This is a genomic window from Streptomyces sp. NPDC003327 (assembly GCF_053589515.1).
Genome location: NZ_JBSFSA010000004.1, coordinates 161313 through 174985, shown reverse-complemented (window position 1 = coordinate 174985; position 13673 = coordinate 161313). Strand labels below are relative to the sequence as shown.

The 13673-nt window shown below is 70.9% G+C and carries 10 protein-coding genes and 1 pseudogene; 5 read left to right on the top strand and 6 right to left on the bottom strand.

Features of this window, described 5'->3' with window-relative positions:
* Positions 1-330 precede the first annotated feature (330 nt).
* Entirely contained in the window at positions 331-1056 is a 726-nt protein-coding gene (locus tag ACWDVG_RS05485) for a response regulator (RefSeq protein WP_451696450.1), read from the bottom strand.
* 383 nt (positions 1057-1439) lie between these two features.
* On the opposite strand from ACWDVG_RS05485, the gene ACWDVG_RS05480 reads away from it, so the two are divergent.
* Together ACWDVG_RS05480 and ACWDVG_RS05475 are read left to right on the top strand one after the other, a co-directional pair.
* Positions 1440-1766, top strand: coding sequence for an STAS domain-containing protein (locus ACWDVG_RS05480; RefSeq protein ID WP_451696449.1), 327 nt, complete (start codon positions 1440-1442; stop codon positions 1764-1766).
* A gap of 148 nt (positions 1767-1914) precedes the next feature.
* Positions 1915-2379, top strand: a complete 465-nt coding sequence (locus tag ACWDVG_RS05475; RefSeq protein WP_451696612.1) for a pyridoxamine 5'-phosphate oxidase family protein — start codon at positions 1915-1917, stop codon at positions 2377-2379.
* A 166-nt stretch (positions 2380-2545) separates the two neighbouring features.
* On the opposite strand, the gene ACWDVG_RS05470 is transcribed toward ACWDVG_RS05475, so the two are convergent.
* A complete protein-coding gene (locus tag ACWDVG_RS05470; RefSeq protein ID WP_451696447.1) occupies positions 2546-4270 on the bottom strand; it encodes a GAF domain-containing protein in 1725 nt (574 codons plus the stop codon).
* Positions 4271-4338: 68 nt separating this feature from the next.
* Positions 4339-5781, bottom strand: a pseudogene (locus tag ACWDVG_RS05465) (iron-containing alcohol dehydrogenase); the annotation flags it as partial.
* Between the two features lie 20 nt (positions 5782-5801).
* Here ACWDVG_RS05465 and ACWDVG_RS05460 point away from each other — a divergent pair.
* The gene (locus tag ACWDVG_RS05460; protein ID WP_451696610.1) at positions 5802-6425 is read left to right on the top strand and encodes a CBS domain-containing protein; all 624 of its coding nucleotides are present in this window, start codon (positions 5802-5804) and stop codon (positions 6423-6425) included.
* Between the two features lie 26 nt (positions 6426-6451).
* On the opposite strand, the gene ACWDVG_RS05455 is transcribed toward ACWDVG_RS05460, so the two are convergent.
* Both ACWDVG_RS05455 and ACWDVG_RS05450 read right to left on the bottom strand, forming a co-directional pair.
* Positions 6452-8851 (bottom strand): phosphoketolase family protein, encoded by a 2400-nt coding sequence (locus ACWDVG_RS05455; RefSeq protein WP_451696446.1) that lies wholly within the window; start codon positions 8849-8851, stop codon positions 6452-6454.
* Between the two features lie 1014 nt (positions 8852-9865).
* Entirely contained in the window at positions 9866-10078 is a 213-nt protein-coding gene (locus ACWDVG_RS05450; RefSeq protein ID WP_451696445.1) for a hypothetical protein, read from the bottom strand.
* 160 nt (positions 10079-10238) lie between these two features.
* On the opposite strand from ACWDVG_RS05450, the gene ACWDVG_RS05445 reads away from it, so the two are divergent.
* A complete protein-coding gene (locus ACWDVG_RS05445) occupies positions 10239-11549 on the top strand; it encodes a cellulase family glycosylhydrolase (protein ID WP_451696443.1) in 1311 nt (436 codons plus the stop codon).
* A gap of 203 nt (positions 11550-11752) precedes the next feature.
* Here ACWDVG_RS05445 and ACWDVG_RS05440 read toward each other — a convergent pair whose 3' ends face one another.
* Entirely contained in the window at positions 11753-12205 is a 453-nt protein-coding gene (locus tag ACWDVG_RS05440) for an ATP-binding cassette domain-containing protein (RefSeq protein ID WP_451696441.1), read from the bottom strand.
* A 443-nt stretch (positions 12206-12648) separates the two neighbouring features.
* Between ACWDVG_RS05440 and ACWDVG_RS05435 the strand changes: the two genes are divergently transcribed.
* A complete protein-coding gene (locus ACWDVG_RS05435; RefSeq protein WP_451696439.1) occupies positions 12649-13662 on the top strand; it encodes a LacI family DNA-binding transcriptional regulator in 1014 nt (337 codons plus the stop codon).
* Positions 13663-13673 lie beyond the last annotated feature (11 nt).

The window sequence follows — 13673 nt, the reverse complement described above, 5'->3', positions numbered from 1 at the left end:
ACGGTGAGGAACACGTGCCGGACGGGTTGGACCGAGACCGGCGCCGAGTCCCACCCCCTTGTCGATCGCCCTCGACCACCTGTCATGGAGACACGCGGCGGGTGACTTCCGTATCCGGATCGGAGAGACCGGGTCGGAGAGACATGCACGGCAAGGGGCCGTCCAGACGTGGCCGGGGGGGGCGAAGCGCGCAGGGGCCCGGCAGTCTGTCGCCGGGCCCCCGCGCGCTTTTCGTGCCACGGGACAGGCCGACCGTCGCCCCTGCTCAGCTCCGGCGGAGCACCGAGCAGCAGTTGTCTCACCGGTTCACATCCGCGTGGGCTTCCGGCCTCACCCTCGGGGGCGGCCTTCCCGTTCGACCGGACCACCCTGGCCCGCACGGGCAGCCAGTGCCTGGGTGGCGATGACGGCGGCCTGCACCCGGCGTTCCACGCCCAGCTTGGCCAGCAGCCGGGAGATGTTGTTCTTGACCGTCTTCTCCGCCAGGTACAGCCTCTTGCCGATCTCCCGGTTGGTCAGTCCTTCCCCGACCAGGGCGAGGATCTCGCGCTCCCGGTCCGTCAGGCCGGGCAGGCCCTGCGGCTGCTCCTCACGGGGCGCTCCGCCACGAAGCCGGGCCATCACCCGTGCCGTGGCACCGGGGTCCAGCATGGACTGACCGGAGGCCACCGTACGCACGGCGGTGACCAGGTCGGTGCCCGTGATCTGCTTGAGGACGTAGCCGGACGCGCCGGCCATGATCGCGTCGAGCAGCGCCTCCTCGTCGTCGAACGACGTCAGCATCAGACAGGCCAGGTCGGGCATACGGGAGCGCAGCTCCCGGCACACGCTGACTCCGTCCCCGTCCGGCAGCCGCACGTCGAGAACGGCGACCTGCGGGCGCAGGGCGGGCACCCGTACCAGCGCCTGCTCCACCGTGCCCGCCTCACCGACCACCGTCAGATCGGGCTCGGCGTCCAGGAGGTCGTGCACACCGCGACGCACCACCTCGTGGTCGTCGAGAAGGAAGACCCTGATCGGCTCCTTCTCGGTGAGGCCGCCGCTGCTGTCCGTCATCACACACTCCGTGTTCGCCGAGTTCTCCGCCTCTGGGGCTTCCTGCATTCTGCCGCGCGAGCGGGACCATCGCCCAGGGCCGGACGGCCCTCGTACCTGGCCAGGGCCCCCGGGCAACGCGCGTACCCGATGCGCCGAATTCCCACTCCACCTCCTGCGGCCGACGATCACGGGTCGGGTGAACGGCGCCCGTCGCGCTCTTCACCGTCCGGCCACGTGCTCCCGCTGTGCGGGGCCTCGCGACGAGGGACGTTCGGCCCTCCGAGTACGGGCCCGCCGGACCTGCTGTCCGGGCTCGCGCTCTGATGGACTTCCGGCGCCGGCACGGCCGGGTCTCTCAGGGCCCGGGACACCGCCTGGATCAAGAAAGTAGGGCAGCCACCATGACGACGCCCCCGATCAGCCTGACCACGGACCAGCTGGACCACAGCACGACGGCAGTCGCCGTGGCCGGGGAGCTGGACCTGCACACCGCTGCGCACATCGAGGCGGAACTGACCCGCCTGGCGCGGCAGACCGACGGTGAGCTGCTGCTGGACCTGGCAGACGTCACCTTCTGCGACAGTTCCGGCGTGGCGCTGTTCCTGCGCATGCACCGCCGGTGCGTAGCGGCCGGTGTACGTCTGCGCCTCTGCCACATCCAGCGACTCCCCGCTCGCGTCATCCGCACCCTGGGCGTGGACCGTGCCGTGCCCTGCTCCTTCGCTTGACCCGTCGCGGAGATCCGCCTTCGGCACCACCGGCAACCGGCACGGTCGAGAAGGTCCGTTCGGCCCTACCGAGCGAGTGTGCGAGGGGAGACGCTGGCCGGAGGTGGCGAAGCTGTTCGGGGCCGAGCCGCAGCAGAAGGTGAGCACGATGAAGGACGAAGCCACGCGTACCACGGTGGACGACCACCGTGAGGCGGTGGCGCCCCGGCGCATGGGACAGCTCGGCCGTGCCGAGGCCCTGCGGCTGCTCGGCACCATCTCGCTCGGGCGCATCGTCTTCACCCAGCAGGCCCTGCCGGCCATCCGCCCGGTCAACCACCTCATGGACGGTGAGGACATCATCGTCCAGTTGCACGACGGCGCGACACTCGCCTCCATCGTGACGCCCACCCAGGCCGCGGGTGTCGTGGTGGCGTACGAGGCTGACGTCATCGACCCCGAGACGCACCTCGGCTGGAGCGTGGTCGTCACCGGATACGCCTGCCGGGTCACCGACGAGAGCGAAGTCGCGCGTTTCGCCGCCCGTCTGCGCCCATGGGCGCAACACCCCTCCGCGCATGCGGCGTTGCGTATTCGGCCGGACCTGGTGACGGGTTTGCGGCTCACCGTGTAGGGCCTGCCGGTCACACCGACAACCGAGGCCCGCCGCGGCACACTCCCCCACCGGGGCTGCGGGAACCGCCGCACGGCACCCCCGGAACGGCAGGAGGCCCGCAGAGGTGCCACCGGCCCCGGTTCACCCGGAGGGATCGGATGGGCCCCGGCCGAGGAACCTGCGGTCACTCAGCGGGACCGATGACGAGCGGGGCACGCCACACGAGGCGGCTACCGCCCTCGTCCGGGCGGTCGATCGTCAGGGTGCCGCTGACGCCGTGGGCCCGTTCCCGCAGGTTGGCCAGTCCACTGCGCCTGCCGTCGGCAGGGATCCCTCTGCCGTTGTCCGTTACGGTGAGGACGACCTCGTCGGAGGTGGCCCGCAGGGCGACCTCGACCCTGGTGGCGTGCGCGTGCCGGGCCGCGTTGCTCAGCGTCTCGGTGAGGGCCGCCATGATGTGATCGGCCACCTGCGGGGGGACGTCCGTGTCGAGTAGGCCCTCCATGCTCAGGTGGGGCGGAAACCCGAGCGTGGTCGCCGTCTCGCCCACGGTACGGGCGACCCGTGCGCGTAGGCTCGGCCCCGTGTCCTCTTCTCGGGCGCGCAGGCCGAAGATCGCGGATCGGATGATCTTGATGGTCTCGTCGAGGTCGCCGACAGCGCGCGCGACGCGTTCGGCGGCCCCCTCGTGCTGGACGAGGCGCGCGGCGCTCTGCAGGGTCATGCCGGTCGCGAACAGCCGCTGGATGGCGAGGTCGTGGAGGTCACGGGCGATGCGGTCACGGTCCTCGAGAATGGCCAGCTGTTCGGCGTCGTCGCGGCGCTCCGCCAGCTCGAGGGCGAGCGCGGCCTGTCCGGCGAAGGCCAGCAGCGGCTCCAGCTCCGCCTCGGTGAACACCGGGTCTCCTTGGTGCCTGGCCAGCAGGAGGACTCCGCGGGTGTCCTTGGCTGCGGTGCCCAGCGGGGCGGCGACCGCCGGGCCCAGTCCGTCGAAGCGGCGGGGCCCGGCGGTGTAGCGGTGGTCCTCTGCGAGGCCGACGGTGGTCACGGGCGCGCCGGAGGTGTGGGCGGCTCCGGACAGGGTGCCTTCGACCGGGACCACCAGGCCGTTGCGGGTGGTGTCGTCCGCGCCGACGGCCAATTCGACGACGAGGTCGTCCGTTCCGGCGACGGGCACGGAGACGTCGGCGAGCGCGGCCCCGGTGATCTCCCGGGCGCGGCGGGCGATGAGCTCGAGCACCGCCAGCCGCGGGCTGCCGGAGAGGAGGCTGTTGGTGATCTCCGCGCTTGCCCGGAGCCAACGCTGCTGCCGTTGCGACGCCTCGTACAGGCGCGCGTTGTCGATGGCGACACCGGCGGCTACGGACAGCGTGGAGATGACCGACTCGTCCTCGGCGTCGAAGTCCATGCCGCCGTGCTTGTCGGTCAGGTAGAGGTTGCCGAAGACCTCGTCGCGCACCCGGATGGGCACTCCCAGGAAGGTCCGCATGGGCGGGTGGTGGGCCGGGAATCCGTAGGACGCCTCGTGGGCGCCGAGGTCCGTCAGGCGCAGCGGTTCGGGTTTGCGGATGAGTTCGCCCAGGATGCCGTGCCCGGCCGGCAGGGGCCCGATTCCGGCGATCTCCTTCTCGGTCAGGCCGACGGTGAGGAACTGCGACAGGGTCCGGCCGTCGGGCCCGATCACTCCGAGCGCCGCGTACTGGGCGTCGACGAGCAGCGCGGCGGCTTCCACGATGCGCCGAAGCACCTGCGAGAGGTCCAGCTCGCGGCCTACCGAGACGACCGCCTCCAGCAGACTGTGTACCCGGTCCCGGGTGCCGCGGGCGGCGTTGATGCGCGCCTGGAGTTCCTCCAGCAGCTCGTCGAGCCGCATCTGGGGCATCCGCGACAGCGGCTCCTCCGCGCCCACTGGGCCTCCTCCGTCGATCACCCGCCCTTACTGTGACAGCCTATCGGCCGGGCGGGTGACCCGGAGCGTCAGCTCAAGGGCAGTGGCCGGGGTCCGGCGTGGTGGGCGGTTCGCATGATGTCCTCCATGTCGTCGAGCATCGGCATGCGCGGGTTGGCGGGCGCGCACTGGTCTTCGCAGGCGTTCAGCGCCTGCTCGGGGAGAGCAGTGATGAAGGCTGTCTCGTCGATGCCCAGGGCGCCGAAGGACGGCTCGAATCCGACGGCGTCGCGCAGGCGTTCCACGGCGGCGGCGTACGAGGCGACGCCTTCGGCGGCGGTCGAGGCCGGCAGCCCCAGAGCACGGCCGATGTCCTGGAAGCGCTCGGGCGCCCGATAGCTCTCGCACTTGGGCCAGCCCGTCAGTTTGGCGGGAACCGTGCCGTTGTAGCGGATCACGTGGGGCAGGAATATGGCGTTGGTCCGCCCATGGGCGACGTGGAAGGTGGCGGCCACAGTGTGGGACATGGCGTGGACGATGCCGAGGAAGGCGTTGCCGAAGGCCATGCCGGCGATGGTCCCCGCGTTGTGCATCCTTTCCCGGGCGCGGGATCGCGTTGCGCCCCGGCCGGCGACGGCGGCTTCCAGGTTCTCGAAGACCAGCTTGACGGCGTGCAGTGCCGGGCCGTCCGTGAAGTCGTTGGCGTAGACCGAGACGTACGCCTCGGTGGGGTGCGTGAGCGCGTCGAAGCCGCTGTCGGCGGCGAGCGTCGCCGGCACGTCGGCGGTGAGCACGGGGTCCACGATCGCGACGGTGGGGGTGAGGGCGTAGTCGGCCAGCGGGTACTTCTTGCCGGTCTCCGGGTCGGAGATCACCGCGAAGGGGGTGACCTCGGCGACGGTGCCCGAGGCGGTGGGGACGCAGACCAGCCGGGCCCGCTTGCCGAGCCCCGGGAAGCGGAAGGCACGCTTGCGGATGTCGGAGAACTTCTGCCGCATGTCGGCGAAGTCGATGTCCGGTTGTTCGTACAGCAGCCCCATCACCTTCGCCGCGTCCACGGGTGACCCGCCGCCGAGGGCGCTGACGGTGTCCGGCCGGAAGTCGCGCATGAGGGCGGCGCCGCGCTGTACGGAATCGATGCTCGGCTCCGGTTCGACGTCGTCGATGACCTGGATGGTGACGGGCCGCTCCCGCTGCTGCAGGACGCGGCTGACGCGGTCGACGTATCCGAGGCGGGTCATGATGGCGTCGGTGACGACGGTGACGCGGTGGACTCCAGGCATCTCGGCCAGGTAGTGGACGGCCTGCGGTTCGAAGTAGATCTTCGGCGGGACCTTGAACCACTGGAGGTTGTTCTGTCGCGTCGTCACGCGCTTGATGTTGAGCAGCTGGGCGGCCGAGACGTTGTCGGAGACCGATGTGCTGCCCCACGAGCCGCAGCCGAGGGTCAGCGAGGGCAGGAGGCGGTTGCAGATGCCGCCGATCGCGCCCTGGGAGGAGGGCGAGTTGACGATGATCCGTACGGTCTTCATGTGACACCTCCTTCAGGGAGCTGACCCGCCTGCTCACCTCCCACCACATCAGCGGCCTGCCGGTGGTGGACGACGACGACAAGGTGATGGGCGTGGTCTCCCGGACCGACCTGACCCGGCGGCAGGCGGCGCGTGGCCGGAACGGGTCCGGCCGGGGCCGCGTGCTGCGGGTCCTGCGGTGGATCGCGCACGCGCGCCCCGCCACAGGACGGGCCCTGACGGCCGGCGGCCTGATGTCCAGCCCCGCCGTCACCGTGCATCCCGAACAGCGCGTCGTCGACGCGGCGCGCATCATGGAACGCCGCCGCATCGACCGGCTGCCCGTGGTGGACGAGGAGGATCGTCTCATCGGCATCACCACCCGCCGCGACCTCCTGCGCGTCTTCCTGCGCACCGACGCGGAGATCCATGAAGCCGTGGCCGGCGTCCTGTACTCCCACGGTCCCGCACACGACGCCGGCAGGCTCCACATCGATGTCCGGGAGGGGATCGTGACCATCGAGGGCGTCGCCGGACCGGGGACCGGCACGACGGCTCTGGTCCGGGCCGCCTGGCGGGTCGACGGCGTCGTCGGCGTGGTCAACCGGCTGACGGCCGACAGACGAGACGACCCGCCTGCGCCGCACGTTCCCCCTTCTCCTTGAAGATGCCCGGGAGACGGACGGTGGGATCATGCCGACTGCCGTCCGGTGTTCCAGCTCCAGTTGGTGACTTCGGGCAGGTCGGTGCCGTGTGCGCGGATGAAGGCGTGGTGGCGGGTGCGGGCGTCGGCCATGGTCTGGCGCACGCCCACGGCTCGTACGGCAAGGCCGGGCACGCGGTCGATCACGTCCATGACGAGGCGGTAGCGGTCGAGGTCGTTGCACACGACCATGTCGAAGGGGGTCGTGGTGGTGCCCACCTCCTTGTAGCCGCGTACGTGCAGGTTCTGGTGCCCGTTGCGGCGGTAGGCAAGACGGTGCACAAGCCACGGGTACCCGTGGTAGGCGAAGATCACCGGCTTGTCCCGGGTGAACAGGGCGTCGTATTCCGGGTCGGTCATGCCGTGCGGGTGTTCCTCGTGGGGCATGAGCCGGGTCATGTCGACGACGTTCACCACCCGGACGACGAGCTGGGGGAGATGGCGCCGCAGGAGGCCGGCCGCCGCGAGGATCTCCTGGGTGGGGACGTCACCGGCGCAGGCCAGGACGACGTCCGGGTCACGGGTCCCGTCCTCGGTACCCGCCCAGTCCCACACACCGGCGCCGCGGGCGCAGTGGGCGCGGGCGTCGTCGAGGGAGAGCCAGTCGAAGCAGGGCTGTTTGCCGGCGACGATCACGTTGACCTGGTCGCGGCTGCGCAGCGCGTGGTCGGCGACGGTCAGCAGGGTGTTGGCGTCCGGCGGGAGGTAGACGCGGACGACCTCGGGGCTCTTGTTGAGGACGTGATCGACGAAGCCGGGGTCCTGGTGGGAGAAGCCGTTGTGGTCCTGGCGCCACACGTGGGAGGTGAGCAGGTAGTTGAGTGAGGCGACAGGTGCCCGCCAGTGCAGGGCACGGGAGGTCTTGAGCCACTTGATGTGCTGGTTGACCATGGAGTCGACGATGTGGACGAAGGCTTCGTAGCAGGAGAACAGCCCGTGCCGGCCGGTCAGCAGGTAGCCCTCCAGCCAGCCCTGGCAGGTGTGCTCGGAGAGGATCTCCATGACCCGGCCGTGCGGGTCGAGGTGCTCGTCGGTGGCCAGCAGCGGTTCCTGCCAGGCCTTGCCACTCGCTCCGTACACGGCCTGGAGGCGGTTGGAGGCGGTCTCGTCGGGGCCGACGAGCCGGAAGTCGCGGCGCCCGCCGGTGGCGGCCATGACGCCTTCCAGTAGGTCTCCGAGTACCGCGGTCGGCTCGTGGTGGGTCTCGCCGGGCTGGTCCACGGGGACGGCGAAGCGTTCGAGCGGGGGCAGGGGCAGGTCCCGCAGGAGCAGGCCGCCGTTGGCATGCCGGGTCGCACCCAGCCTCCGTACGCCCTCCGGCACGCACTCCAGCACCTGGGGGCTCGGTCGGCCGTTCTCGTCGAAGAGCTCCTCGGGCCGGTACGAACGCAGCCACGCCTCCAGTTGGGCCCGGTGGCCGTCGTCGTCGCGGACGCCCGGCAGGGGCACCTGGTGGGCACGCCAGGTGCCCTCGACCGGGACGCCGTCGACCGTGGCGGGTCCGGTCCAGCCCTTCGGCGTGCGCAGGACGATCACCGGCCAGCGCGGCCGTCCGACGGGGGCACCGGTCCGGGCCTGCTCCTGAATGCGCCGGATGCGGTCGAGGGCCGTGTCCATCGCGGCGGCCATGGCCCGGTGGACCTGGTGCGGGTCGTCTCCGGTGACGTGCAGGGGGTCGTGGCCGTACCCGCGGAGCAGCTCGTCGAGTTCCGCCTCCGGGATGCGGGAGAGCACGGTGGGGTTGGCGATCTTGTATCCGTTGAGGTGGAGGATGGGCAGGACCGCTCCGTCGTGAACGGGGTCGAGGAACTTGTTGGAGTGCCAGGAGGCGGCGAGCGGTCCCGTCTCCGCCTCACCGTCGCCGATGACGCACGCCACCAGCAGGTCCGGGTTGTCCAGGGCGGCGCCGTACGCGTGCGACAGGGAGTAGCCCAACTCGCCGCCCTCGTGGATCGAGCCGGGGGTCTCGGGCGCCACGTGGCTCGGCACCCCGCCGGGGAAGGAGAACTGCCGGAACAACCGGGCCATGCCGTCCTCGTCGCGGCTCACATCGGGATAGGTCTCGCTGTAGCTGCCCTCCAGCCAGGAGTTGGCGAGGACGGCCGGCCCGCCGTGTCCGGGCCCCCAGACGCACAGCACGTCGGTGCCGTACCGCTTGATGACCCGGTTGAGGTGGGTGTGCACGAGGTTGAGGCCCGGGGAGGTGCCCCAGTGTCCGAGCAGCCGCGGCTTGATGTGTGCCGGTTCCAGCGGCTTCTGCAGCAGCGGGTTGTCCATCAGGTAGATCTGTCCGACCGAAAGGTAGTTGGCGGCCCTCCAGTGCGCGTCGAGCGCACCGAGCTCCTCGTCGGTCAGCGGTACGCCTTCAGAGCGCTCGTCCTCGCGCATGCTTCCTCCGTCGTATGTGGTCGCGGGCGGCAAGCGGGGCGCCGGGCCGGCGTGGCCGGAGGGTGCGACGTCCCGCGTCACGGGAACGCGAACCGCCTCAGAACCGCCCGACGGCACGCGCCCTCGCCATTCCACGGGTTCCTGGACCCCATGGCCGTCGACACGCCTGTCGTCCTAGACGCTGACACAGCAGAAACGTCGCAGTAAGGGCCGGATGGGTCACGTCAGCCGTTCCCTGCTGTCCCGAGTGACCGGGCCGCGTGCCCGTCCTGTCCTCGCCCCCGGCTCCACTCCCCGGCCCGGCCCTGGACCGAACGGCCCATCGCGGATGCCCGTACGTCCCGGACGGACAGGCGGTGAGGGGCCGGTCGCCCCACGGCGACGGCCCCGTCGGCTCTGCCGGGAACGGTCGGCGCCGGACAGGCTGAGAGCGATCGAGGAGGAGTTCCCATGAGCCGTCTCACGACCGGCCCGGCGCGGGCGAGGCTCCGGGCGAGGTGATCACGCCCAACTCGATGGGCTGTCGCAGGCAGCGGGCTTGTCACACGCTCTTCATGCACGTTCGCGAAGGCGACACGGAGCGGGCCGAATGGCCGGCCCGGCAGATCGGCCTGCGGCCGGAGGGGCAGATCTCCGCCTCGATCGACCACTGGTCGCGCCCGCTGCCCACAGGGCTGCGAATCGTCTTGACGCCGGTGGCCACAGTGCCGGGAACGAGTGGACTGCCCAAGAAATCTCTGACGCAGGTCACTTGGGCGATTCGTTTGGATCACCACTGGCGGAGGCGTCTTCTCGGCCTGCGGGTATCCGCGCTGTCAAGGGGGACCATTTCCCGGGACGTTTTCCGGTGGCCCTTCCCCGACCTGGGGCCGCGTGTCCGGCAAGGCCGTCTTTGCGCGGCCCGTGCCGGACCACCAACGGTCAGCATCCGCTGGCGTCCGTGCGGCCAGGTGACTGCGGGGCAGACAGGTTGGCACGGGGGTCAGCCGCTTCGGGCCGACGACCGAAGGCGGCTCAGGGACGGCCCGGTCCACCTGCCTGGAGGGCAAACCCCTCGACGTGGTCCGCGTCGAAGGCCTGCGAGCTTCCGGCTTCCGCCCGGCGGTTCAGCTCGACATATCGCATTTCAGTGGACGAGCGGCCGATACTCGAGAACAGGTCCAAACGAACGCCCGAACGTTCAGCTTGATTTTTTGAACCGACGCCACCACCTCGTCTCTTCGTCATCTAAACGTCCTTCACGCTTGACACAGATCCGGCCTCGGGTGCCTCATGGTGCACACCCCCGACACGCTGACCAGTGGGCCAGGCGAGAGTTCTGACAACGTTGTCTGGCCATCGATTTCTGCGTGGAACGGGCTCCTTCTCACGCCACACAAGGAGAGGCATGACCAAGTCACCGCGCAGGACATGGCTCACGGCTGCCGGCAGCGCCCTCGCCGGCATCGCGGGCCTGCTGCTGCCCGCCTTCGGCACCGCCGGAGCCGCCCAGGCCGCCGAGGGCGGCATCCACGTCAGCGACGGCCGGATCTACGAGGCCAATGGCTCCGAGTTCGTGATGCGCGGGGTCAACCACGCGCACACCTGGTACCCGACCGAGACCGGCGCCATCGCGGACATCTCTGCCAAGGGCGCCAACACCGTCCGCGTCGTGCTCTCCAGCGGCGACCGCTGGACGGAGACGAGCGCCTCGCAGGTGTCCTCGATCATCGGCGACTGCAAGGCCGCCAAGGTCATCTGCGTCCTGGAGGTGCACGACACCACCGGGTACGGGGAGGACGGCGCCGCCGCGTCCCTCGCTCAGGCCGCCGACTACTGGGTGGGCATCAAGGGCGCCCTCCAGGGCCAGGAGGACTACGTCGTCGTCAACATCGGCAATGAGCCCTACGGCAACAGCGGTTACTCCGCCTGGACCGACGCGACCAAGAGCGCGATCGTGAAGCTCCGGAACGCCGGCATCGAGAACGCACTCATGGTCGACGCCCCCAACTGGGGTCAGGACTGGTCGAACACCATGCGCTCCAACGCGGCCTCGGTCTTCGCCGCCGACCCCCGCCGCAACACCGTCTTCTCCATCCACATGTACGGCGTGTACGACACGGCCGCCGAGGTCCAGGCCTACCTGAACCACTTCGTGACCAACAAACTACCCATCGTGGTCGGCGAGTTCGGTGACAACCACAGCGACGGCAACCCCGACGAGAACGCCATCATGGCGACCGCCCGCTCGCTGCGCGTCGGCTACCTCGGCTGGTCCTGGAGCGGCAACGGCAGTGGCGTCGAGTACCTCGACATGGTCCACGGCTTCGACGCGGGCTCCCTGACCGCCTGGGGCAACCGGTTCTTCAACGGCGCCGACGGCATCTCCACCACCTCCATCCGCGCCACGATCTTCGGAGGCGGCGGCAACGAGGGTGGTGGCAACACCGGCGGTACGGCCCCGAACGGCTACCCCTACTGCGTCAACGGCAGCTCCTCCGACCCCGACGGCGACGGCTGGGGCTGGGAGAACCAGCGCTCCTGCGTCGTCCGCGGCAGCGCCGCCGACACCGGGTCCGGCGGTGGCAACACCGGCGGTACGGCCCCGAACGGCTACCCCTACTGCGTCAACGGCAGCTCCTCCGACCCCGACGGCGACGGCTGGGGCTGGGAGAACCAGCGCTCCTGCGTCGTCCGCGGCAGCGTCGCCGACCGTTGACCGTTGACCATTGACCGTTGACCGCGCACCGAAAGGGTGCCCTCTCGTCCTCACCGGCGGGAGGGCACCCCGCCTCGTATCCCGTTCGCCCGCCTGATGGTGGAGAACCGGTGCGCCACGATGCAGACCGTCCGGTCGGCGACGAGACGCGCGAGCGCCTCCCGGACCTGCGCCTCGCAGCAGACGTCGAGCGCCGACGTGGCCTACACCCGGGGGTCGCGGATTAGGGCGCGGGCGATGACGAGCCGCTGGCGCCGGCCGCCCGAGAGCCGGGTGCAGCGCTCACCGACCACGGTGTCGTGGCCGTCCGGCAGCGCGTCGACGAACTCGGCGGCTGGGGCGTCCGCGGGCGCACTGCAGCGTCTCCTCGTCGACGCGCTCCATCCCGTACGTGATGTTCTCCCGGACGCTCCCCTCGAAGAGGACGGACCCCTCGGGGACGACGGAGACGAACCTGCGGAAACCCCGCAGGTCGAGGTCGGCCATGTCCTGGCCGTCCAGGCGGACCCGGCCCGCCGTGGGGCGGGGAAGCCGAACACCAGGTTGAGCCGTATGGACTTCCCCGCGCCGGATCCGCCGACGATCGCGAGGGTGGTGCCGACCGGCACGTCCAGGTCCACGTCGCGCAGGGCGGGTTCGTCGCCGCGCCCGTGCATGCGGCCCGCACCCTCACAGCGGAGCGCCCCGGTGACCGCGTCCACCCGCCGCTTGCCGTCTCTGTCGTCCAGGTCGGGCGCCTGGAGGACCTCGCCGAAGGGACTCCACGTCCTCGCCCACGACGGGGGCCAGCCCGAGCAGGCTCGTGACGGCGCCGGTGAGGGTGGAGAAGGAGGCGCTGAGCATGACGACCTCGCCCGGGGTCACCCGACGTCCACCCGTAGGACGCGACGAGCGCAGAGCCCGCGAGGCTGACCGTGCCAAGTCCAATCAGCTGACTTTCCCGCGCGCCTGTTGGACGAGAAATGCACCACTGCCCCCGCCCGCGGTCGGCCCCCCGGACCGTACCCGCAGACCTCTGCCGCCCGCGGCGCGTCCTGGCGGTAGGGTCGGGGTGTCGAGGGTTCAGGATGGAGCTGGGGTGGCAGTGAAACGGCCGACGATGGCGGACATCGCACGTCGGGCGGGTGTGTCGAAGGTGGCGGTCTCGTACGCGCTCAACGACCAGCCTGGAGTGTCGGAGGTCACCCGTGCCTCGATCAAGAGCATCGCCGAAGAGCTGGGCTGGCGCCCGAACAGCGCCGCCCGGGCGCTGACCGGCGGGCGTGCGCAGGCGGTCGGGCTGGTGGTCCGGCGGCCAGCACGGACGCTGGGGGTCGAGCCGTTCTTCATGGAGTTCATCAGCGGCGTGGAGGCGGTGCTCGCCGAGCACGCGTACGCGCTGATGCTCCAGATGGTGACGGACCAGGAGCAGGAGATCGAGATCTGTCGGCGCTGGTGGGGCGAGCGGCGGGTCGACGGCGTCTTCCTCATGGACCTGCAGACCGATGACGACCGGGTCGGCGCGGTGCGGGAAATGGGGCTGCCCTCGGTGGCCATCGGGCCGCCGGACGTCGCCGGGGGATTGCCGGCCGTCTGGTCGGACGACGGCGAGAGCGTGCGCGAGATCGTGCGCTACCTGGCGGCGCTGGGGCACCGGCGGATCGCGAGGGTGGCGGGACCCGCCGCGCTCGCGCACACCGCCGTCCGCGACGCCGCGCTCGCGGAGGTCTGCCGGGAGGCAGGCGTCCCCGCGGCGACCGTGGTCCACACCGACTACACCGGGGACGAGGGCGCGCGGGCCGCGCGGGCCCTGCTGATCGCCCCCGAGCGGCCGACGGCGATCGTGTTCGACAACGACATCATGGCGGTCGCCGCGCTGTCCGTGGCCCAAGAACTGGGCCTGTCGATCCCCGCCGACCTGTCGGTGGTGGCCTGGGACGAGTCACCGCTGACGCAGGTGGTGCGCCCGACGCTGTCGGCCGTCAGCCGCGACATCCCGGCGTACGGGGCTCGCTCCGCGACCGCGCTGCTCGCCCTGATCGACGGAGAGGACATCGACAGCATCCGCGAGGGGTACGCGCACTTCGTGCCCCGGGGCAGTACGGCTCCGCCACCGGAGCCCGGCCGCCGCTGATCGCCCGTCCA

Coding starts and splice junctions, on each gene's coding strand:
- ACWDVG_RS05455 (WP_451696446.1), bottom strand. CDS start 8,851: ATGCGCGAGGACGAGCGCTCTGAAGGCGTACCGCTGACCGACGAGGAG.
- ACWDVG_RS05480 (WP_451696449.1), top strand. CDS start 1,440: ATGACGACGCCCCCGATCAGCCTGACCACGGACCAGCTGGACCACAGC.
- ACWDVG_RS05445 (WP_451696443.1), top strand. CDS start 10,239: ATGACCAAGTCACCGCGCAGGACATGGCTCACGGCTGCCGGCAGCGCC.
- ACWDVG_RS05450 (WP_451696445.1), bottom strand. CDS start 10,078: ATGACGAAGAGACGAGGTGGTGGCGTCGGTTCAAAAAATCAAGCTGAA.
- ACWDVG_RS05440 (WP_451696441.1), bottom strand. CDS start 12,205: ATGCACGGGCGCGGCGACGAACCCGCCCTGCGCGACGTGGACCTGGAC.
- ACWDVG_RS05435 (WP_451696439.1), top strand. CDS start 12,649: ATGGCGGACATCGCACGTCGGGCGGGTGTGTCGAAGGTGGCGGTCTCG.
- ACWDVG_RS05475 (WP_451696612.1), top strand. CDS start 1,915: ATGAAGGACGAAGCCACGCGTACCACGGTGGACGACCACCGTGAGGCG.
- ACWDVG_RS05485 (WP_451696450.1), bottom strand. CDS start 1,056: ATGACGGACAGCAGCGGCGGCCTCACCGAGAAGGAGCCGATCAGGGTC.